A 21,184-nucleotide genomic window follows, 5' to 3' on the forward strand; every position below is an offset into this window, starting at 1 on the left:
CCCTGTCCGCGCATCTGCACGCGCCCGCGCCTCTGCGCGCCCCGAGTCCCTGGGCACGCCCGCTTCTCTGCCCGCATCCCTGTGCAGGCCCGCGCCCTGCGCGCCCCGCGTTTCTGTCGGCGTCCCCGCGCGCGTCCACGCATCCGCGCTCGGCCGTCTTCTGCGCGCGCCCGCGCCTCTGCGCTCGTCCGTCTCCCCCGCGCGCCGGCGTCTCTGGGCGCGTCTGCGCCGCGTTCCGCTGTTGGTGGGCTGACCGCTCGCGCGGTGCATGGGCCGGACCGTGCGCCTTCTGGCCCGGCCGCCGCGCACGGTGACAGGGCGCGGGTCCGGCCGGGGTCACCAGCGGGTGGTGGCGGCCTGGAGTATGGAGAGTGCGGCCACGCCCGCGGTGGACGTGCGGAGGACCGTGGGCCCCAGGCGTACGGGGCGGGCGCCCGCTGCGGTGAAGCGGTCGAGTTCGTCCTCGGTGATGCCGCCTTCAGGGCCGACGACGAGGACGACGTCGCCCGTCTCGGGCGGCCGTACGCCGCTGAGGGGCTCGTCGGCCTCCTCGTGCAGCACCAGGGCCGCCGAGGCGGCGGCGAGGCGTTCGGCGACGGCTTCGGTGGACGCCAGGTCCACTACTTCCGGGAGGCGGCTGCGGCGGGCCTGCTTGGCCGCCTCGCGGGACGCGTTGCGCCACCGGGCGAGGGCCTTCTCGCGGCGTTCGGGACGCCACTGGGTGACGCAGCGGGCCGCCGACCACGGGACGATCGCGTCCACGCCGACCTCCGTCATGGTCTCGACCGCCAGTTCGCCGCGTTCGCCCTTCGGAAGGGCCTGAACGACCACCAGACGCGGCTCGGGAGGCGGCTCCGTCCTCCGGGTCAGGACGTCGAGCGTCAGGGACGCACGGTCCGCCTCGGCGACCACGCACTCGGCGAGGAGCCCGGCGCCGTCGGTCAGGTCGACGCGCTCGCCGGGTCGGAGCCGCCGGACGGTCGCCGCGTGCCGCCCTTCGGGCCCGTCCAGGACGACCCGGTCGCCGCTCAGCAGCGCCCCGTCGGCCAAGAACACCGGCGGACTCACTCTCCCCCACCCCTCTCACGGCTCCGCGAGCCCACACGTCCCGGACGGCGCGGCCCGCGCCCGTCGTACCTCGCGGCGGTGGGCGCGGTGATCGTGCGGGAGCGCGCGGACCCGGACCGGGCGGTCATCGCGGGGAGTCGCCGTGGCGGCCTTCGCGGTAGGCCGCCACCGCGACGCTTCAATGCTGGTTGAACACGTCCCGCAGGCGGGAGAACATGCCCCGCTGGCCCGGCGCGAACTTGCCCGGGGGGCGCTCCTCGCCGCGCAGCTTGGCGAGCCGCCGCAGCAGCTCCTCCTGCTCCTCGTCGAGGCGGTTGGGCGTCTCGACGTTGACGTGGATGTTGAGGTCGCCGCGGCCGCTCTCGTTGAGGTGCCGGACGCCCCGCCCGTACATGGTGATCACCTGGCCGGACTGCGTGCCCGGCTTGATGTCGACCTGCTCGGCGCCGTCGAGGGTCTCGACGGTGACGCTGGTGCCGAGCGCGGCGGCGGTCATCGGGATCTCGACCGTGCAGTGCAGGTCGTCGCCCTCCCGCTCGAAGATCGGGTGCGGCCGCTCGACGATCTCCAGGAACAGGTCGCCGGGCGGGCCGCCGCCGGGGCCGACCTCGCCCTCGCCCGCGAGCTGGATGTGGATGCCGTTCTCGACGCCGGCGGGGATCTTGACCTTGACGGTGCGGCGGGTGCGGACCCGGCCGTCGCCCGAGCACTCGGGGCAGGGGTTGCGGATCACCGAGCCGAAGCCGCCGCAGGCCGGGCACGGGCGCGCCGTCATGACCTGCCCGAGGAACGACCGCTGGACCTGCTGCACCTCGCCGCGCCCGTGGCACGTCTCGCACGTGTCCGGGTGGGTGCCGGGCGCGCAGCCCGTCCCCTCGCAGCTCGCGCAGGCCACGGCCGTGTCGATGGACAGCTCGCGGGTGGTGCCGAACGCGGTCTCCTGGAGGTCGAGCTCGACCCGCAGGGTCGCGTTGCGGCCGCGCCGCGCGCGGGACCTCGGCCCGCGCGAGGCGGCGGTGCCGAAGAAGGCGTCCATGATGTCGCTGAACGGGAACCCCGCGCCGCCGAACCCGCCGGGGCCGCCCGGCCCGCCGCCGGAGGCGAACGGGTCGGCGCCGAGGTCGTACATCTCGCGCTTCTTCGGGTCGGAGAGCACCTCGTACGCCTGGGTGATCTCCTTGAACTTCTCCTGCGTCTCCGGATCCGGGTTGACGTCCGGGTGGAGCTCGCGCGCGAGCCGCCGGTAGGCCTTCTTGACCTCGTCGGCGCTGGCGTCCCGGCGGACGCCCAGGGTCGCGTAGTAGTCGTTGGCCACTTACGACCCCGCCAGGATCTGTCCGACGTAGCGTGCCACTGCCCGTACCGCTCCCATCGTGCTGGGGTAATCCATGCGTGTCGGCCCGAGCACTCCCAGCCGGGCCAGTGTGAGGTCGCCGAACCCGTAGTCGGTGGCGACGACGGAGGTCGAACGGAGCCCCTCGTCGGGGTTCTCGGTGCCGATCCGCACCGTAACAGTAGAGGAGTCCCCGGTCTCACCGAGCAGCCTCATGAGGACCACCTGTTCCTCAAGGGCCTCCAGCACGTCGCGCAGGCTCCGGGAGAAGTCCACGCCGGCGAGGTTGGCGGCCCCGGCGAAAACGATCTTTTCCTCGTGCTTCTCGACGAGCGTCTCCAGCAGCACCGACAGCACCGCCGCGGCGACGGGCCGGTCGTCCGGGCCGACCTTGTCGGGCAGGTCGGCGACGGCGATCGGGACCTCCCCGAGGCCGCACCCGTCGAGGCACGTGTTGAGCAACGCCCGCAGGTGGCCGATCGATTCCTCGGACACCTCGCCCGGGGCCTCGATCACGCGCTGCTCGACCCGTCCGGTGTTGGTGATCAGGACGAGCAGCAGCCGCCCGGCCGCGACCGGGACGAGCTCCACGTGCCGCACCGCCGAGCGGGTGAGCGACGGGTACTGCACGACCGCGACCTGCCGGGTGAGCTGCGCGAGCAGCCGCACGGTGCGGCCGACGACGTCGTCGAGGTCGTAGGCCCCGCTCAGGAACGTCTCGATCGCGCGGCGCTCGGCGACCGACAGCGGCTTGATCGTGGACAGCCGGTCGACGAACAGGCGGTAGCCCTTGTCGGTCGGGATCCGCCCCGCGCTGGTGTGCGGCTGGGCGATGTAGCCCTGCTCCTCCAGGACGGCCATGTCGTTGCGGATCGTGGCCGACGACACGCCGAGATTGTGCCGGTCGACCAGAGCCTTGGAGCCGACCGGCTCGTTGGTGGAGACGAAGTCCTCGACTATGGCGCGGAGGACCGCGAGTTTCCGGTCGTCGAGCACGTGGTCACCTCCCTCGCCCCCGTACTGGCACTCCATACTTCCGAGTGCCAAGCATACGGCCCGGCGGGGACGGTCTGGAGGTCCAGGCGGCCGCGTACCGGGCGGCGGGCCCTCGGCGGAGGCCCCGGGGGCCGCCGGCCGCGAGCGCGCCGGGCCCGTTAGCAGCGGCGCGCCGGGCTCGTTAGAGTGCCGAACCGTGCGGAGCAAGGACTATGGCGACAACGTTCTGGCGGGCGACTGGCGACGTCCCCGCAAAGGCCAGATCCCGGAGATACCGGCCGAACCCGGTCTGGTCGCGGAGGACCCCGACAGCGGCTTCTGCGGCGCGGTGGTCGGCTGCGACAAGTTCGGGGTGACCCTGGAAGATCGGTTCGGCAAGCGCCGGGTCTTCCCGCTCACCAAGTCCGGGTTCCTGATCGACGGCAGGCCGGTGACGCTGGTCCGGCCGGAGGCGGCGGCCCCCGAGGGCGGACGGCCCGCTCCGGCGCGTTCGGCGTCGGGATCGATCGCCGTGCGGAACCTGCGCGCCCAGGTGGCCAAGGAGAGCCGCATCTACGTCGAGGGCGTGCACGACGCCGAGCTGGTCGAGAAGATCTGGGGCCACGACCTCCGCGTCGAGGGCGTCGTCGTGGAGTACCTGGAGGGCGTGGACGACCTGCCCGCGATCGTGGACGAGTTCGGGCCCGCCGAGGGGCGGCGCCTCGGCGTCCTGGTGGACCACCTCGTGGAGGGGTCCAAGGAGAGCCGGATCGCCGCGCAGGTGTCCTCGCCCCACGTGCTCATCACCGGCCACCCGTTCATCGACATCTGGGAGGCCGTCAAGCCCTCGGCCGTCGGAATCCGCTCCTGGCCACGCGTTCCGCGCGGCGTACCCTGGAAGGAAGGGGTGCTCGCCGCACTCGGCTGGGGGGACGACGTGGGCTTCGCGTGGAAACGGATTCTCGGGTCCGTACGGACCTTCACGGATCTGGAGCCCGCCCTGCTCGGTCGCGTCGAGGAACTCATCGACTTCGTGACGGCCCCCGCGCCGTAACCGCCCTGAGCGCCCTTCGCCCCGAGAAGGAGCACCGCGATGACGTACGGGCCGCCGGACGACGATCGCCCCCTGGGCCATGTAGCCCAGAACCAGGGGCAAGGGCAGAAGCAAGGGCAAGACCAGGGGAACGAGCAGCAGCCCGGCTACGGGCAGCAATCCGGGTACGGGCAGGGGCCTGACTACGGGCAGGGACCGTCCGGTTACGGCAGCGGCCAGACGCAGCCCGGCCAGGGGGGATATCCGCCGCCCGGCTACGGGCAGACCGACCCGGGCTACGGCCACCCCGGGTACGGCCAGCAGGGCTACGGACAGCCCGGCTATGGACAGCCGGGCTATGGGCCGGGCCCCGGGTACGGCCAGGGGCAACCCTCCTACGGCTACGAGATGCAGAACCAGCCGTACGCGCCCGGCGGCTACGGCGCGGTGAGCCAGGACGAGCGGACCTGGGCGCTGCTGACGCACCTCGGCCAGCTTCTGCTGTGGTTCGTGTCGCTGGGCTTCCTCGCCCCGCTGCTCGTCTTCCTCATCAAGAAGGACGAGTCGCCGTTCCTGCGGCACCACGGCGCGCAGGGCCTCAACTTCACGATCACCCAGGTCGTCTACACGATCGTGAACATCATGCTGATGTTCGTCCTGATCGGGTTCCTCACGTGGATCGCGCTTGGGATCGCGCAGATCGTGTTCCTGATCCTGGCGGCCGTGGCGGGCAACCGGGGCGAGTGGTACCGCTTCCCCTCGTTCATGGCCTGGCCCATGATCCGCTGAGCCGCCCGCCCGCCCGCCGGCGCCCGCCCGGCCTCCCGTCAGCTCAGGCCGGCGCAGACCGGTTCAGGTCAGGTCGCGGACGACGGCGTCGGCGAGGAGCCGTCCGCGCAGGGTGAGGACCGCGCGGCCGTCCTTCTCGTACGGGCCGGGCTCGATCAGGCCCTCGCCGACCAGCCGCCGCACCTGCGTGCCGTCCAGGAGGTCGGCCGGGCAGCCGTCGGCGAGGCGGAGTTCGAGCATGACGCGTTCGACGTGCCGGTCGGACGGGTCCAGCACCTCGCGCGCGTACGCGGGGGTGGCGCCCTCGGCCAGCCTGGACGCGTACGCGGCGGGGTGCTTGACGTTCCACCAGCGCGTGCCGCCCACGTGGCTGTGCGCGCCGGGGCCGACGCCCCACCAGTCGGCCCCGGTCCAGTACAGGAGGTTGTGGCGGCAGGCGGCGTCCGGGCCGGTCGCCCAGTTGGAGATCTCGTACCAGGACAGGCCGTGCGCGCTCAGCAGCTCCTCCGCCATGAGGTAGCGGTCGGCCATGGCGTCGTCGTCGGGCGCGCTCAGCTCGCCCCGCCGCACCTGCGCGGCGAGCCGCGTGCCGTCCTCAACGATCAGCGCGTAGGCGGAGACGTGGTCGGGGCCCGTCGCGAGGGCGGCCTCCAGGGACGCCCGCCAGTCGTCGTCGGTCTCACCGGGCGCGCCATAGATCAGGTCGAGGTTCACGTGCTCGAACCCCGCCCTGCGCGTCCACTCGACCACCTGCGGGACGCGTCCGGGCGTGTGGGTGCGGTCCAGGACGGCGAGGACGTGCTCGCGGGCGCTCTGCATCCCGTACGAAACGCGGGTGAAGCCGTTCTCCCGCAGGGCCCCCAGGTACGCCTCGTCCACGGACTCGGGATTGGCCTCTGTCGTGACCTCGGCCCCCGGCGCGAGCCCGAATTCGGCGTCGATCGCCGCGAGGATCCGTCCGAGGTCGCCCGGCGGCAGGAGGGTGGGGGTGCCGCCGCCGACGAACACCGTCTCGACCGGCAGGGCGGCGTCGCCCAGAACGCGCCGCGCCAGGCGCACCTCGGCGATCGCGGTGTCGGCGTACGAGTCGCGGCTCGCGCCGGGGCCGAGCTCGGTCGCGGTGTAGGTGTTGAAGTCGCAGTAGCCGCAGCGGGTCACACAGAACGGGACGTGCACGTAGAACGCGAACGGCCGCGTCCCGATCCCCTCCAGCGCGCCGGACGGCAGCGCGCCGTCGGCGGGTACGGGGTCTCCGTCGGGCAAGGTCGAGGGCACCCCTCAAGTCTGCCGCCCCCCGCCGAGTGCTCCGCCCAGGGAGCATCGCGTCGTGCGGGACCATACGGGGCGGAGGGGGTCAGCGGTCGGCGGTCAGCGGTCGGCGGTGGGCTTGGCCTCGCGGAGCTTGTCGCGGAGCCAGTCGGGGGTGTGCTCGTCGCTGCGCGGGAAGCGGTCGAGGTCGATCGCGTACGCGGACGGCGTCAGCGGCGGGGTGAACTCCGGCTCCCCGTCGTAGTCGAACTCGGCGCTGAACCGGCCGGACCGCTCGACCTCCAGCCGGGCGGTGAACCACGCGCCCTTGCCCCGCCGGTACATCACCCGGCGCAGCTCGTCCATCTTGCCGATGGCCTGGCCCGGCGGCACGGCCTGCCGCGTCGCGCCCTCGGCGTCCACGACCTCGAACGAGGCGCTGTCGATGCCGATCGTCGCCCGGAACTCGAACCCGAGCCGTTCCCAGCCCGCAGGCGCGGCGGAGCGCAGCGCGCGGACCGCGCCGTTCACCGTTTCCCGCTCCTCGGGAGAACGCAGAACCTGCTCGGAGTGGGTCACGCTCGAACCTCCGGAACCGTCGCGGCCACTGCCCTCCGACCGTACCGACATATCGGCCCAGGCCAAGCAGCGGCGCCCGTGTCGCGCCGAACGGCCGGCACGCTACGAGGGACGATACGTGACGATCTTGCCTGATCGCCGCACGGGCGCGCGGAACCGCCCGGCGGCGCGCCCCGGGCGGATAGGGTCGTGCGAATGCGCGACACGGGGGCGGAGGCCGGGACGGCGGCGACGTACGGGCGGATCCCGGCGCGGGTCCTGCTGCTCGGCGAGGCGGACGGCTGGCGCTGCGTGGTCGTCGACAAGACCGACGCCGAGGAGTGCCTGGCGCTGTCCGCGGCGGGCGCCCTCTGGCCGGCGGAGGACGCTCCGGAGCCGTCGTGGTGGCCGCGCAGGGTCGCCGAGGACGCCGAGGCCCTGCGGAGCGCGGTCGAACGGGCGCTCACCGACCGCACGTTCGCCGAGCTGGGCGTCGAGGCCGGGATCTCGTGGTTCGCGGTCGAGGAGCCCGTCGCGTGGGAGGGCCTGGTCACGCTGCGGGACGCCGACGCGGCCCGGTTCCCCGGCGGTGTCCCGCCGTTCGTGATCACGCTGGAGCCGGGGCGCGGGGCGGTCCTGCCGGAGGCGCACCTGCTGTTCACGACCGCCGCCGACGACGCGTGGGCGACGCTCGCGGCCGTCGCCGACCGCTGCGGCACCCCGGCCCCCAAGGAGTCGTTCCTGTGCGGCTGGGCGGACCACAGGGGCGTACGGGTGGGGCGGGGCTGGCTCGCCCTCTCCACCGAACGCGGCGACGACGGCGTGGAGCGGCTCGGCGAGATCTTCGGCTCCCGCGAGCCCGGCTGGAGCGGGAACCCCGAGCTGCGGTTCCGGCTCGACGGCATCGACCTCCTCGACGAACCCGCCGACGACGTCGTCGCCCTCTTCCGCGACCTCGGCCATGAGGTCGTCCGCAAGGGCGTACGGCACGGCTGCCCGCGATGGGCCTGACCCTCTACGAGCCCGAACGCGGGCTCAGATCCGCGCTGCCCCCGGAGGCGGCGTCCGACGGGGAAGCGGACGAGACGTCCGCCGAGCCGAAGCGCTTCAGCGGGGTCTCCCTCCAACTGCCCCACGCGCTGGCGTCCCTCTGGAACCGTCCCTGACGCCGTCCGCGCCAGGGGGTCACCCGGGGCTCAACCGTCCCGACACCCACGAGGGATCCGTTCTTCACCCGAACGCAATCGCGCTCCCTTAGGTTCGCGGCTCATGAGAAGCCGCGCGCGTTACGCCGCCTTCGGCCTCACCGGCGCTCTCGCCGGTGTCCCCCTCGCCACCGCCCCCGCCCTGGCCGACCCCGCTGAAATCCCCGCACAGACCGCCTCCGCCTCGCACGCGCGCGCGGGGCACGGCCACGTCGTCGTGGAACGGGGCGGACGGGCGCGCTCCGTACGGTTCACCGCCGCGAGGGACGGGGAGGCGGTGATCGGGTTCGACGCGTCCGCCCCCGGCGTGTCCTGGGCGCGCGCGGGCGCCGAGTCCGCCGTCGTGTCGCTGGCCGTGGACGGACGGCACGTCACCGACCTCGTCGTCACCTCGTCCGAGCCGACGCCACGCAGCCTCGGGCTCGGCCGCGTACGGCGCGGCGGCCACACCGTCACGCTGCGGTTCGCGCGGGGCAGCGCGGCGGCGGCGCGGCGCGTCGTCCTCGCCCGCACCAGGGTGCGGACGCCGAAGGCCGACCAGATCGCCCTGCGCCACGCCCCGGTCGTCGTCGGGCGAACGGGCGGGCCGCTCGGCGACCCGTACCAGAACGCCACCACCGACACCCCGCTGATCGCGTGGCACGAGTCGCGGCCGGCCGCCGCACCCGGCCACCGCGTCCTGGAGTACTCGGTGGTGTGGAGCAACGAGGACGGCGGCACCGACAGTCCCGCCCTGATGGCCCGCTGGGGCCGTACGACCGACATCGAGTGGGTGTACCGGGTCGAGGTGGACGCGGCCGGACGGCGCGTCGAGGGCACCGGCGTGTACCAGGCGCCGCAGCACATGACGCTGAAGTTCACCGGCCGCTACGAGGGCGACCACCCCGTCCTTCAGACCTGCACGCAGAACAACAACATGTGCGACGTCATCACGCCCCGTTCGCCCCTGCGCTTCCTGCCCGACGCCTCCCGGACCCGTCCCGCGGACCGCGCGCGCGAGGTGGTGATGGACCGCGAGCCTTGGACGTACCGGGTCATGGCGCAGGAGATGCTGCGCGAAGGCAAGGTGGAGAAGCCGTCCGACCCGCGCACGCGCGCGGTGGGCGACCAGCGCGCGTACCTGTTCGTGGAGTTCGCCAAGCGGACGGGCGCGGCGACCGGCATGGGATCCGCGCCCGGGGTGACGCTGGGCGTACGGCTCAAGAGCGACCCGTCCCGGCTGTTCCGTTCCGACCACGGCGAGGCCGCCGTGTCGATCGACCGCGACGGCGCGGTCGCGACGACCGTCGAGTTGCCCGAGGGGACGGCCATCGGGGACGTCGCGAGCGTCGAGGCGATCCGGCAGCCGGTCGGGCTCGGCGACAACGGCGCCCCGTCCACGGTCACGGCGGTCAACCGCGGCTTCTTCCTCGACCGCGCGTACCTGCCGCACCGTTCGGCCATCACGTGGAACGGGTCGGTCACCCTCACCCCCTCCGCCCCTTCCGCCGTCCTCTGGCGCCCCTGAAACACCCGTTCCACTACATCGATGACGTTCAACGACAAAGGGGGCAGGTCCCAAGGAAAGGCGGGAACCGGCGAACTCCGCGGGCGTCCAAGTAGTCGTACACTTCGCCCACGGTTCTCACGCTGACACTGAGAGGACACCCGCCATGGCCTACGGGCCTCCCCCGTCACCCGGTCAGGGCCAGCAGCCCGGACGGCAGCAGCAGTCCCCCTGGCAGCAGCCGGCACAGCCCCAGCAGGGCCAGCCCGGATGGAACGGCCAGCAGGGGCAGCCCGGATGGCAGCAGCCGGGGCCCTCCTCCGCGTGGCAGCAGCCGTCCGGGGCGTACGCCCCGCAGGGCGGCCGCAACACCGCGCAGATGCCCGGCGGTTCCGGTCCGGTCGACCATGACGACACGACCTGGTCGCTGATGGCGTACGTCGGCCAGTTCCTGGTCGGCGCGATCGCCCCCGCGATCGTCTACTTCGGCAAGGCGAGGTCGCCGTTCGTCCGGCGGCACGCCGCGCAGGGGCTCAACATGGGCCTCGCGGCGATCGCCGTGTGGTTCGTCGGCGGCCTGCTGTCCCTCGCCGCCGAGGTGCTGATCTGGGTCCCGCTCGGATTCACGGCCGCGGTCATGTTCTTCCTGGTGTACGCGGCGCGCGCGGCCAACCGGGGCGAGTTCCGCTCCGTCCCCAAGGTCGTCGCCTGGCCACTCCTCAAATAACGTCGACCGCGCGTCGGGCGGGAACGGCGGCGGGGCGTCAGGCGGACGCAGGCGCAGACGTGGACGCAGACCCAGGCGCGGACGCGGGCAGGATCGTCATGGTGCCGGGCTCGCCGGGGGCTGGTCCAGGCGGACGACGCGGCCGGGGTAGGCGCGGCGGGCGATGTCGACGTCGCGCTCGTCCCAGCGGCCGTAGAACACCGGGCAGCCGTCCCACAGCTCGACCTTCTCGGCGCCGGTCGGCCAGCGGTGGCCGAAGGCGTCCAGGAGGATGGGGTCCTCGCTGCGCGGCAGGTCGGGTCCGGTGCCGGGCGGCACCGCGGTGCTGGTCACGGTGGTCCTCCTCAGGGGGACGGAACGGCGAGGCGGCCGGTCGAAGATCTCGTCGGGGGCGAGCCTGATGTCGAACGGCCGGTCCAGCGCGCACGCCCGGCCCCACGTCACGCGGGCCTCCTCGGCGTAGCGGCCGTCGCCGGCGAGCTCGTACACCAGCACCTCGGGGTCGTCGCCCTTGAGGTCGACCACCCAGTAGGCCGGGACCTCCGCCCGCTCGTACAGCTCGCGCTTGGCGCCGAGATCGGCCTCACGCGACGCGTCGGAGGTCACCTCGACCGCCAGCAGCGGCGCGCCCCTGATGTACCAGAGGTCGCCTCCGGCCTGCTCCTCGCGGAACACCATCAGGTCGGGCCGGAGCCACGTGCCGTTCGCGACGCGGGCGCCGAAGCCCGTCAGCGACGACTGGCCGCGCTTCGTGGCGAGCCCGATCGGGACGACCAGATCGGACACGAGGACCTGGTGCAGCAGCGTGTGGGTCACGACGCCCAGTGTCCTCGCGGGGACGCACCGTTACCACCGCTTTGCATTATCCGCTCGCGCTCCCCCCGGCGGTGCCGCGCCCGGACGGCCCGCGCGGCTACTTCCCGCGCTCGGCGGCGGCTACTTCTTGCCCTTGTCGGACGACTCGCCGCCGCCGCCGGTGGACAGCGCCGCGACGAACGCCTCCTGCGGGACGTCCACCCGGCCGATCGTCTTCATCCGCTTCTTGCCCTCCTTCTGCTTCTCCAGCAGCTTGCGCTTGCGGGAGATGTCTCCGCCGTAGCACTTGGCGAGGACGTCCTTGCGGATGGCGCGGATGTTCTCACGGGCGATGATGCGGGCGCCGATCGCGGCCTGGATCGGCACCTCGTACTGCTGCCGCGGGATGAGCTCCTTGAGCTTGGAGGTCATCATCAGGCCGTACTCGCGGGCCTTGTCCTTGTGCACGATCTGGCTGAACGCGTCGACCGACTCGCCCTGGAGCAGGATGTCGACCTTGACCAGGTCGGCCTCCTGCTCGCCGCTCGGCTCGTAGTCGAGCGAGGCGTACCCGCGGGTCCGCGACTTGAGCTGGTCGAAGAAGTCGAAGATGATCTCGGCGAGGGGCAGCGTGTAGCGGATCTCGACGCGGTCCTCGGACAGGTAGTCCATGCCGAGCAGGACGCCGCGGCGGCCCTGGCACAGCTCCATGATCGCGCCGATGTGCTCGCTCGGGGACAGCAGCGTCGCCCGGACGACCGGCTCGTACACCGCGCCGATCTTGCCCTCGGGGAACTCGCTCGGGTTGGTGACGGCGTGCTCGCTCCCGTCCTCCATGACCACCCGGTAGACGACGTTCGGGGCGGTGGAGATCAGCGAGAGGTTGAACTCGCGCTCCAGCCGTTCCCGGACGATCTCCATGTGCAGCAGGCCGAGGAACCCGCAGCGGAACCCGAACCCGAGCGCCGCCGACGTCTCCGGCTCGTAGACCAGCGCCGCGTCGTTCAGCCGCAGCTTGTCGAGCGCGTCGCGCAGCTCGGGGTACTGGTCGCCGTCCATCGGGTAGAGGCCGGAGAACACCATCGGCTTCGGGTCGCGGTAGCCGCCGAGCGCGTCCGGCGCGGGACGCGACGCGCCGGTCACCGTGTCGCCGACCCGGGCCTGCCGGACGTCCTTCACCCCGGTGATCAGGTAGCCGACCTCGCCGACGCCGAGGCCCTGCACGGGCTTCGGCTCGGGCGAGATGACGCCGACCTCCAGCGTCTCGTGCGCGGAGCCGGTCGACATCATCAGGCTCTTCTCGCGGCGCGACAGGTGCCCGTCGATGATCCGGATGTAGGTGACGACGCCGCGGTAGGTGTCGTACACCGAGTCGAAGATCAGCGCCCGCGCGGGCCCGTCCGGGTCGCCGACCGGCGCCGGCACGTCCCGGACGATCTTGTGGAGCAGCTCGGGGACGCCCTCGCCGGTCTTGCCCGACACCCTCAGCACGTCGGACGGCTCGCAGCCGATGATCCCGGCCAGCTCCTCGGCGTACTTGTCCGGCTGCGCCGCCGGGAGGTCGATCTTGTTGAGCACCGGGATCAGGTGCAGGTCGGCCTCCAGCGCCAGGTACAGGTTGGCGAGCGTCTGCGCCTCGATGCCCTGGGCGGCGTCCACGAGCAGCACCGCGCCCTCGCACGCCGCCAGCGACCGCGACACCTCGTAGGAGAAGTCGACGTGCCCGGGGGTGTCGATGAGGTTGAGCACGAACCCGCGGCCGTCCTCGCCCGTCCACGGGAGCCGGACGGCCTGGCTCTTGATCGTGATGCCGCGCTCGCGCTCGATGTCCATGCGGTCGAGGTACTGGGCGCGCATCTGGCGCTCTTCGACCACCCCCGTGAGCTGGAGCATCCGGTCGGCCAGGGTCGACTTGCCGTGGTCGATGTGCGCGATGATGCAGAAGTTGCGGATGATCGCGGGGTCGGTCTTGTTGGGCTCAGGCGCTGGCACCGGGGTCCGTTCGCAAACTCACAGGTGGACAGGGAAACGGCGGATCTTGCCGTATCCCATGTTCCCATGCCGGGCGGCATGCTCTGCGCAGCGGCCGGTTTGGGGTCGGCCCCAGGCATTGGTAGGCTATGCGACTGCGTGTGGCGTAGCGTCGTGCCCCGGGCACCGACCGCCCCGTTAAACGTTCGTTGGAGCCTGCCCCGCGACGCGGGCAGGCGAGGATCGCAACCAAGCTGAGGCACTACGACGTGGCTAACATCAAGTCCCAGATCAAGCGGAACAAGCAGAACGAGAAGGCTCGCCTGCGCAACAAGGCCGTGAAGTCCGAGCTGAAGACGGCGATCCGCAAGTTCCGCGAGGCCGCGGAGTCGGGCGACGTCGACCAGGCCGTCGACGCCCAGCGCAACGCCGCGCGCAAGCTGGACAAGGCCGTCAGCAAGGGCGTCATCCACAAGAACCAGGCCGCCAACCGCAAGTCGGCGATCGCCAAGCGCGCCGCCGCCCTTCAGACCAAGTAACCCCAAGACCGGGCGCCCTGACCGCACGCGCCCCCTTGACCCACGACGGAGCCGCAGCCCCACCCGGGCCGCGGCTCCGTCGCATCCCCACACCCCCGCTGCCCCCTCATCGCACCCCCGCCGAGCGCCCGCCGCCCTCCCCACGCCGCCGCCCCGCGTCGGCCCTCCTCTTCGCACTGCCGCCCGCGTGCCCGCCCCGCTCGCGCTGCCGGGCCCGTGTTCCCCGCCCCGCGTGCCTCTGCCCGCACTCCCGGACCACACGCCCGCCCTTCCGGGGTCACCGGTCCCGCCCCTCCCCCTTGGCGAGCCGCCGGGCCACACGCCCGCCCCTCCTGTCCCCGTCCCGCGTCCCCCTGGCGAGCCGCCGCGCCACACGTCCGCCCCACCCGCGCCGCCAGGCCACCCGTACGCCCTTCCGGCGTCGCCCGTCCCGCACGTCCCCCTTGGCGAGCTGCCGCGCTACGCGCCCGCCCCACCCGCGCCGCCTTGCCACACGTACGGCCTTTCGCGTCGCCGGTTCCCCGCTTCTGCCCTTGGCGGGTCGCCGGGCCACGCTCCCGTCTGTGTCGCGTTGCCGGCGGAGTTGGGGGGCGGCGTACGGTTCGGGGCATGGACGAGCGGCGGCTGGTGAAGATTTCGAAGTATCTCGCCAAGCATCTGCGGCATCGTCCCGAGCGGATCGGCCTCACGCTCGACGAGCACGGCTGGGCTGAGGTTTCCGACCTGCTCGCCGCCGCAGCTCGGCACGGCTTCGCGCTGACCCGGGCCGAGCTCGAACACGTTGTCGCCCATAACGACAAGCGCCGCTACGCGTTCGACGCCGAACGCCTCAGGATCCGCGCCAGTCAAGGCCATTCGATCGAAATCGACCTCGATCTGCCCGCCGCGCCGCCGCCTCCGCTGCTCTATCACGGCACCGTCGAACGCTCCCTGGAGCGGATCGAGCGGGACGGCCTGCTCCCCATGGCGCGCCACGCCGTTCACCTGTCCTCCGACCGCGAGACGGCCCGGCGCGTGGGCGCCCGCCACGGCGCCCCCGTCGTCCTCATTGTGGACGCGGGCCGCATGGCCGCCGCGGGACACACCTTCCACCTCAGCCCGAACGGCGTGTGGCTCGTGGCCGAGGTCCCTCCGCAGTACCTGACGCGACTTGGGGGTCAGGGCTTCGGCGTGTCCGCTGCGATGGCCGAGACCGTTTCCGACCATGTACGCGGGTTGCGGACCCACGGCGGCGGCGAACCCACCTGAGGACCGAACAGGTACCGGTACGGGACGATCTCGCGGATGGCGCGGTGGACGTCCAGCCGGTCGTCGATCATGTGCGTGATCCCGAGTTCGGCGCAGTGGGCGGCCTTCTCTGGGCGCCTGCGGCAGAAGCGGACGTTGCCGGGCGGAATGCCCGTACGGGCGTGGAAGTCGTGATGGGCCAGCCAGGCCAGCGTCCGGCTCCGTACGCGGTCGCCGCATTTGGAGATGATCCAGACCCGCCCGCCGAACAGCTCGACCAGGCCCGGCAGCGCCTCGTACACCCCATCGATCGCCGGGGAGGCCAGCGCGTCCTCCAGCCGTCCGTCCAGGAAGACGGTGTCGGTGCCGCCGGGTGCCAGCGGCCCCCCGTGGATGACTCGGCCGAAATCGACGCCGAGCCGGGGTTCTTTCGTGTTCATGGAGCAAGCTTGGAGCCGCGGAAGCTTCGGCAGAACTATCGTTCGCCCGTCCAGCTATAGTCCTCATCTATGGAACTGGGGCGGTTGTCGACCGACGCGCTGCACGCGTTCGCCGTCTTCGCCGACCACCTCAACTTCACGCGGGCGGCGGACGAACTCCACATCTCCCAACCGGCCCTGCACGTCAAGGTGCGCAAACTCGCCGAAACGCTGGGCCGTCCCCTCTACCGCCGCGAAGGCCGCCGCCTCGCCCTCACCTCCGAAGGCGAGGCCGTGGCGCGCTTCGCCCGCGAGCTGAACGGCCGCGTCGCCACGTTCATGGCCGAGATCCAAGGGCGTTCTCCCACGCGCGCGCCCGTGCTCGCCGCAGGAGAGGGCGCCTACCTCTACCTGCTCGGCGACGTCGTACGCGCCGTCCCCGGGCTCCGGCTGGTCAACAGCGACCGCGCCCGCACGCTCACCGCCGTCCGAACGGGCCGCGCCGACGTCGGCGTGGCCGTTCTGGACGTCCTGCCGACGGACCTCGACGTCGTTCCCCTCGCGTCGTACCCGCAGGTCCTCGTCATGCCGAAGGACCATCCACTCGCCGCGCGCCCCGCCGTCGCGCTCGCCGACCTCGCGGACGCCGCGCTCGTCGTCCCACCCGCGTGGGGGCCGCACCGTGCCATGCTGGAACGCGTGCTGCGCGCGGCGGAGGTCCCCTGGACGATCGCGGTAGAGGCAGCGGGCTGGCCCCTGATCCTGCACTTCGCCTCCCTCCGCGTGGGGCTCGCGGTCGTCAACGGCTGCGTCCGGCCGCCGCCCGGCCTCGTCCAGCGCGAGATCACCGACCTGCCGCCCGTCCCGTACCACGCCGTCCACCTGCCGGCCCGCGCCGACGACCCCCTGGTCACCGGCCTGCTCACGAAGATCCGCACCCACCTCCCCGCATAAGGACACACCCATGCGCTACGAGACCGCCGTCACCATCGACGCGTCCCCGCAGACCATCTGGACCGTCCTCGTCGACATCGAGAGCTGGCCGGACATGACCCCGTCGATCAAACGCGTCGAACGCCTCGACGACGGCCCGCTGGCCGTGGGCGCCCGCGCCCGCGTCCACCAGCCCCGCCTGCCCGCCGCCGTCTGGACGGTCACCGAACTCGAACCGCACACCTCGTTCATCTGGGAAGCCCGCACCCCCGGCGTCACCACGGTCGCCGGCCACATCATCACCGCGTCGAACCCGAACGGCCCCGCCACAGTCCGCTTCACCCTCGACCAGACCGGCCCGCTGGCCCCCTTGCTCTCCCTCTTCACCGGCCGCCTCTCCCGCGGCTACGTCGACCTCGAAGCCCGCGGCCTCAAAACCCAAACCGAGTCCCTTTAACGAACGCCCCGAGCACCTCCGACTCACCACACTCGTACCGCTGGTACCGCTGGTACCGTGCCAGGCCGCTGCCAAAGAACGGCCCGAGCGCTTCCGACCTCTCCACCAGCGCGGTGTGCCCAAGCACACTTAGCCTCGTTCAGACTCGTTCGAGCTCACACGGACTCACGAACAGCGAAGGGTCTGGAGCACATCCGGCCCCCGCCCGGCTTACGACCTGCGAAGCTTGCCCGGACGCACCTGGTCCCCGCCCGGCTTACGAAACGGGAAGCCTGCGCAAGCGCACCCGGCCGCCCGTTCACGCCCTCCGACTTTGAACGGCGGCCCAGCGCATTCGGACTCGTTCAAGCTCGCGAGGGGAGAACGGCACCCCAAACGCGCTCAGCCCGTTCCAGATCGTTCAGGCACGCGAACGGCGAAGCCTGCCCGCGCGCACCGAATCCCTTCGGACTCACGACCAGCGAACGGCACCCCCACGCATTCGGCCCCGTTCGGGCTCACGCTCACGAACAGCGAAACGCACTCAACGCGCTAAGTCCGGTCCAGGATCGTTGTGCGGGCCCATTCGGACTCATCCGGGCTCGGAAACGAAGACCGCCGCACTCCACTCCCCGGTGATGCACGATCGCCACCACGCAAGGTGCCTGGGGAACTGGGGAACGGGAGAACCGGGCGGTCAGCGGGCGGCGCGAGCGGCGACGATGTCGGCGACGGTTTTCTCCAGCGCGTACGCGGGGTCGGCGGCACCGCCTTTGACCTGGGCGTCCGCGTGGGCGACCGCCGTCAGCGCGCGTGCCACTCCTTCGCCGGACCAGCCGCGCAACTGGCGCTGGACGCGTTCGATCTTCCACGGGGGCATGCCGAGGTCCTTGGCCAGAGCCGCACCGCGCGCGCCGCGAGGGGCGCCGCCGACCTTGGCCAGCCCGCGAACTCCCTGAGCCAGGGCGCTGACGATCAAGACCGGCGCCACACCGGTCGCGAGGGCCCACCGCAGTTGCTCCAGGGCGTCGGCCAGTTGGCCTTCGATCGCCTTGTCGGCGACGGCGAAGCCGCTGACCTCAGCGCGTCCCCGGTAGTACCGAGCGACCGCCACGTCGTCCACCTTGCCGCCCGTGTCGGCGACGAGCTGGCTGCACGCGGAGGCGAGTTCGCGCAGGTCGTTGCCCACGGCGTCGAGCAAGCCGCGCGCACCGTCCGCCGAGATCTTCCCTCCGGCCCGGCGGATCTCGGACCGGACGAAATCGATCCGCTCGCCCATCTTGGTGACCTTCGGGCAGGCGACCTTCCGGCCGCCGAGCTTGCTCAGGCCGTCCACCAGCGCCTTGCCCTTGGCGCCGCCGTGGTGCACCGCGACGAGAACGACGTCCTCGGCCGGGGTCTTGGCGTACTTGAGCACTTCGGCCGTCAGGTCCTTCCCCAGGTCCTGGGCAGAACGCAGCACGAGCACCTTGCCGCCCCCGAACAGCGACGGCGACGTCAGCTCCGCCAGCCGTCCCGGCTCCAGGCCGCCCGGCGCGAGGTCGATCACCTCGGTATCCGGGTCGTCGGCGCGGGACGACGCCACGACATCGCCGATCGCCCGTTCCACGAGCAGCTCTTCGTCTCCGACGATCAAGGTGATGGGGTCCGCTGCCACCCATGCAGCATGCCACGCCCAGCCCGTTGATCGAGCCACCCCCACCCAGTTCCCCCACCCTCCAACCCACCCAACGCCCCAACGCCCCAACGCGACCAGCCCCGGCCAGGAGATGCCGAGAAGCCGAAAGGCTCAACGGCCGCGAAACGGCTGGAGCACGGGCCCCGTGGAAATGGCATGGCGAAGTGGGTGGGAGGGGTTGGACTGGCGGTGGGAAGAGGTGGATGGCGGTGGGGGGTGGGGTAGATAGGGGTGCGCGCGGAGCGAGTTAGTGGCGCGGGGCAGGTTAGTGGCGGGGGTGGGTTAGTGGCCGGGGGGCGGGTTCGTGGCGGGTCGGGTTAGTGGCGCGAGGTGGGTTAGCGGCACGGAACGGGTTAGTGGCGCGGGGCGGGTTAGTGGCGTGGGCCAGTTAGTAACGGGGGGTGGGTTAGTGGCGGGGGACGATGGAGAGGCCGGTGGCTGTTCGCACTACGGCGATGTCTCCTTCCTGGTCGGTGCGGTGGACGTGGGCGCCCAGGTGTTGGAGGCGGTTGACCGTCACGGGTGAGGGGTGGCCGTAGTCGTTGTCGCGGCCGACGGAGATCAGGGACACCGAGGCGTGCGCGGCGGTCAGGAAGGCGGGGTCCTGGCTGCGCGAACCGTGGTGCGGCACCTTGAGGACCTGGACGGCCGGGACGCTTCCCGCGAGGGCGCGCTGCGCCTCAAGTTCGACGTCGCCGGCGAGGAGCGCGCTGAAGCCGGGGCGCCGCGCGACCAGGACGATGCTCGCGTTGTTGATCGTCGTTCCGTCGTCGGCCGGGGTCAGGCCGGGGCCGGTCGAGAGCGGACCGAGAACCGAGAGTTCCAGGTCGCCGACGTTCCACCGCTGGCCGGGCAGCGCCACGCGGCTCAGCAGGCCGGACGTGTAGCGGGCCTCCCGGCCTGAGGCGCGCGGTGTGGTCAGCACAGTGTGGACGCGGCGGCCTTCCCGTACCCCGGCGGTGCCACCGATGTGGTCGGCGTGAGGGTGGGTGAGGATCAGCATCGGTACGTCGCGCACGCCGAGCCGTCCCAGGCAGGCGTTCACCGGTCCGGGGTCGGGGCCGGTGTCCACGACGACCGCGCGTCCGGGGCCGGCGGCGAGCGCCAGCGCGTCGCCCTGGCCTACATCGCACGCCACCATGGCCCAAGCCGGAGGCGGCCAGCCGGGAGCGATCACACGCAGCCCGATGACGGCCAGCAGGATTCCGGCGGTGACGGCGACCGCCGCGAGCCGCAGGCGGCGGCTGCGCAGGATCAGTACGGCAAGGGCGCACGCGGCGAGGAGCGTCAGCGCGCCGAGTCCGCCTCCTTTCCAGGGGATCGTCGCGTACGGCAGCTTCGCGGACGCGCGGGCGACCCACACGATCCAGCCCACGGCGAACCCGGCAGGCCACATCAGGAGTTCGGCGATCGGTACGGAAATCAATGCGGTCACCGCTCCGAGCGCCCCGAGCAGGGTCGCGGGTGCGACGGCGGGCGCCGCCAAGAGGTTGGCGGCCACGGACACCACTCCCACCTCCCCCGACAGCATCACCAGTACCGGTGCCACAGCGACCTGCGCTGCGGCCGCGATGGCGAGGGCGTCCGCCAAGAGGTCCGGCATGCGGCGGCGGAGCCGTTCACGCCACGGCGGTGCGAGAACGAGCAGCCCAGCCGTGGCCAGCACCGACAGGGCGAACCCGTACGAGCGGGCCAGACCCGGATCGATCAGCACCAGGAGCAGTACGGCGGCGGCGAGTGCGGGAACGCCTTGGCGCGGCCGTCCAGTGAACAGTGCGAGCAGTCCGATCACGCCCATCACCGTTGCCCGCAGAACGCTGGGTTCGGGACGCGCGACCACGACGAAGGCGGCCACGGCGAGCGCGGCGGGGAACGGCGCGACGCGCCGGCCCAGGCCCGCGAACCGGCACAGCGCCAGCACCGCGCCGATCACGATCGCCAGGTTGGCTCCGGACACGACCAAGAGGTGAGCGAGCCCGGCGGCCCGGAAATCGTCGGACAGCTTCTGGTCGAGACGTGAGTTGTCGCCGACGACCATTCCGGGCAAGACGGCGCGTTGCGCGGCGGGCAGGCCGTCCGACGCCTGCCGCAGACGCGCCCGGACGTGTTCGGCTGCGCGCTGCACAGCGGACGGCGGTTCCAGAACGGTCGGCGGCCCGCGAACGAGCACGACGGCCGCAAGCAGCTCGGCGTTCCTCGGCACATCGAAACGCCCCTGAAGCGGACGCGCTCGCTCGGTATCAGCCTCAGCCAGCGCATGTCCGCGGCGATCAGGAGAACCGGCACCCGGACGGCGACGCGCCTTTCGACACGCAGTACCGCTTCCAGCCGTGCCTTCACGAGGATCGTCTGCCGTCCGCGTCCCGGTTTCGCCTGCGGGTCCGCGGTCAGCACGGCTTCCGCCGACGCGATGCGTTCCGTCCTGGCGAGCTCCCGCACGGGGCCCGTACCGACGGCCGTTCCACGCACGGCCACGCCGAACGCCGAGGCCGCCACGCAGCCCAGCACGACGCCGACCACGACCCGATACCGGCCGCCTCCCCCGCATCGGCCCACCCCTCCGGCATTGCGATCCCGTGCTGTAGGCAATGGACGTTGTTCAGGGTCGGGAGCGGGCATCTCGGTGGTCGAACGGCCTTCTGGGTGGGCGGCCTGCCATGCGGCTGATCGTCTCGGGCCGGGGCGGAAGAGTATTGAGGCAGAGGCCGCAGCGCTGAGTGCCGCGACGGTGTACGCGACCGCGGGTCTCGTTCCCAGCACCGCC

20 protein-coding genes are annotated in these 21,184 nt (G+C 72.3%); 10 read left to right on the top strand and 10 right to left on the bottom strand.

The genetic code is table 11. The features are described 5' to 3' along the window. Nucleotides 1-336 precede the first annotated feature (336 nt). The 3 genes from GEV43_RS02920 to hrcA form a co-directional block, all read right to left on the bottom strand. Nucleotides 337-1,068: a 16S rRNA (uracil(1498)-N(3))-methyltransferase gene (locus tag GEV43_RS02920; protein ID WP_160819365.1), complete on the bottom strand. Its 732-nt coding sequence runs from the start codon at nucleotides 1,066-1,068 to the stop codon at nucleotides 337-339. 178 nt (nucleotides 1,069-1,246) lie between these two features. Next, nucleotides 1,247-2,383 (bottom strand): molecular chaperone DnaJ, encoded by a 1,137-nt coding sequence (gene dnaJ / locus GEV43_RS02925; RefSeq protein WP_160819366.1) that lies wholly within the window; start codon nucleotides 2,381-2,383, stop codon nucleotides 1,247-1,249. Further along, the gene (gene hrcA / locus GEV43_RS02930) at nucleotides 2,384-3,397 is read right to left on the bottom strand and encodes a heat-inducible transcriptional repressor HrcA (protein WP_160819367.1); all 1,014 of its coding nucleotides are present in this window, start codon (nucleotides 3,395-3,397) and stop codon (nucleotides 2,384-2,386) included. Between the two features lie 196 nt (nucleotides 3,398-3,593). Between hrcA and GEV43_RS02935 the strand changes: the two genes are divergently transcribed. Together GEV43_RS02935 and GEV43_RS53585 are read left to right on the top strand one after the other, a co-directional pair. Then, on the top strand, nucleotides 3,594-4,430 hold the full coding sequence (locus GEV43_RS02935; RefSeq protein ID WP_160819368.1) for a DUF3097 domain-containing protein: 837 nt from the start codon (nucleotides 3,594-3,596) through the stop codon (nucleotides 4,428-4,430). A 39-nt stretch (nucleotides 4,431-4,469) separates the two neighbouring features. Beyond that, nucleotides 4,470-5,198, top strand: coding sequence for a DUF4870 domain-containing protein (locus tag GEV43_RS53585; protein WP_160819369.1), 729 nt, complete (start codon nucleotides 4,470-4,472; stop codon nucleotides 5,196-5,198). A gap of 63 nt (nucleotides 5,199-5,261) precedes the next feature. On the opposite strand, the gene hemW is transcribed toward GEV43_RS53585, so the two are convergent. Beyond that, nucleotides 5,262-6,473, bottom strand: a complete 1,212-nt coding sequence (gene hemW, locus GEV43_RS02945) for a radical SAM family heme chaperone HemW (protein ID WP_160819370.1) — start codon at nucleotides 6,471-6,473, stop codon at nucleotides 5,262-5,264. A 93-nt stretch (nucleotides 6,474-6,566) separates the two neighbouring features. Beyond that, on the bottom strand, nucleotides 6,567-7,025 hold the full coding sequence (locus tag GEV43_RS02950) for a hypothetical protein (RefSeq protein WP_160819371.1): 459 nt from the start codon (nucleotides 7,023-7,025) through the stop codon (nucleotides 6,567-6,569). A gap of 195 nt (nucleotides 7,026-7,220) precedes the next feature. Between GEV43_RS02950 and GEV43_RS02955 the strand changes: the two genes are divergently transcribed. From GEV43_RS02955 to GEV43_RS02970, 4 genes are all read left to right on the top strand, one after another. Further along, nucleotides 7,221-8,015 (top strand): hypothetical protein, encoded by a 795-nt coding sequence (locus GEV43_RS02955; RefSeq protein WP_160819372.1) that lies wholly within the window; start codon nucleotides 7,221-7,223, stop codon nucleotides 8,013-8,015. Beyond that, complete coding sequence (locus tag GEV43_RS02960; protein WP_160819373.1) at nucleotides 8,006-8,170, top strand: hypothetical protein; 165 nt, start codon at nucleotides 8,006-8,008, stop codon at nucleotides 8,168-8,170. Before GEV43_RS02955 ends, GEV43_RS02960 begins: the two co-directional genes overlap by 10 nt. A 103-nt stretch (nucleotides 8,171-8,273) precedes the next feature. Then, the gene (locus tag GEV43_RS02965) at nucleotides 8,274-9,716 is read left to right on the top strand and encodes a hypothetical protein (RefSeq protein ID WP_160819374.1); all 1,443 of its coding nucleotides are present in this window, start codon (nucleotides 8,274-8,276) and stop codon (nucleotides 9,714-9,716) included. 145 nt (nucleotides 9,717-9,861) lie between these two features. After that, complete coding sequence (locus GEV43_RS02970; RefSeq protein WP_160819375.1) at nucleotides 9,862-10,422, top strand: DUF4870 domain-containing protein; 561 nt, start codon at nucleotides 9,862-9,864, stop codon at nucleotides 10,420-10,422. Nucleotides 10,423-10,518: 96 nt separating this feature from the next. On the opposite strand, the gene GEV43_RS47815 is transcribed toward GEV43_RS02970, so the two are convergent. Further along, complete coding sequence (locus GEV43_RS47815; RefSeq protein ID WP_206681047.1) at nucleotides 10,519-11,238, bottom strand: Uma2 family endonuclease; 720 nt, start codon at nucleotides 11,236-11,238, stop codon at nucleotides 10,519-10,521. A gap of 120 nt (nucleotides 11,239-11,358) precedes the next feature. Next, complete coding sequence (lepA, locus tag GEV43_RS02980) at nucleotides 11,359-13,209, bottom strand: translation elongation factor 4 (RefSeq protein WP_160819376.1); 1,851 nt, start codon at nucleotides 13,207-13,209, stop codon at nucleotides 11,359-11,361. A 248-nt stretch (nucleotides 13,210-13,457) separates the two neighbouring features. Here lepA and rpsT point away from each other — a divergent pair, with 248 nt between their 5' ends. Both rpsT and GEV43_RS02990 read left to right on the top strand, forming a co-directional pair. Further along, nucleotides 13,458-13,727 carry a 30S ribosomal protein S20 gene (rpsT, locus tag GEV43_RS02985; RefSeq protein ID WP_160819377.1) on the top strand — a complete coding sequence of 90 codons (270 nt, stop codon included), beginning with the start codon at nucleotides 13,458-13,460 and terminating at the stop codon, nucleotides 13,725-13,727. Between the two features lie 609 nt (nucleotides 13,728-14,336). Next, entirely contained in the window at nucleotides 14,337-14,975 is a 639-nt protein-coding gene (locus GEV43_RS02990; RefSeq protein ID WP_160819378.1) for an RNA 2'-phosphotransferase, read from the top strand. Here GEV43_RS02990 and GEV43_RS02995 read toward each other — a convergent pair. Beyond that, the gene (locus GEV43_RS02995; protein WP_160819379.1) at nucleotides 14,885-15,394 is read right to left on the bottom strand and encodes a hypothetical protein; all 510 of its coding nucleotides are present in this window, start codon (nucleotides 15,392-15,394) and stop codon (nucleotides 14,885-14,887) included. The genes GEV43_RS02990 and GEV43_RS02995 overlap by 91 nt on opposite strands. Before the next feature lie 69 nt (nucleotides 15,395-15,463). Here GEV43_RS02995 and GEV43_RS03000 point away from each other — a divergent pair, with 69 nt between their 5' ends. Then, entirely contained in the window at nucleotides 15,464-16,327 is an 864-nt protein-coding gene (locus GEV43_RS03000) for a LysR family transcriptional regulator (RefSeq protein ID WP_160819380.1), read from the top strand. Nucleotides 16,328-16,337: 10 nt separating this feature from the next. Next, nucleotides 16,338-16,763 carry an SRPBCC family protein gene (locus tag GEV43_RS03005; protein ID WP_160819381.1) on the top strand — a complete coding sequence of 142 codons (426 nt, stop codon included), beginning with the start codon at nucleotides 16,338-16,340 and terminating at the stop codon, nucleotides 16,761-16,763. 676 nt (nucleotides 16,764-17,439) lie between these two features. Here the strand turns inward: GEV43_RS03005 and holA are convergent. Together holA and GEV43_RS03015 are read right to left on the bottom strand one after the other, a co-directional pair. Next, a complete protein-coding gene (gene holA, locus GEV43_RS03010) occupies nucleotides 17,440-18,399 on the bottom strand; it encodes a DNA polymerase III subunit delta (protein WP_160824259.1) in 960 nt (319 codons plus the stop codon). A gap of 427 nt (nucleotides 18,400-18,826) precedes the next feature. Next, nucleotides 18,827-20,623 carry a ComEC/Rec2 family competence protein gene (locus tag GEV43_RS03015; RefSeq protein ID WP_309239421.1) on the bottom strand — a complete coding sequence of 599 codons (1,797 nt, stop codon included), beginning with the start codon at nucleotides 20,621-20,623 and terminating at the stop codon, nucleotides 18,827-18,829. Nucleotides 20,624-21,184 lie beyond the last annotated feature (561 nt).

The sequence above is a fragment of the Actinomadura sp. J1-007 genome (assembly GCF_009793335.1).
GTDB lineage: Bacteria > Actinomycetota > Actinomycetes > Streptosporangiales > Streptosporangiaceae > Spirillospora > Spirillospora yumaensis.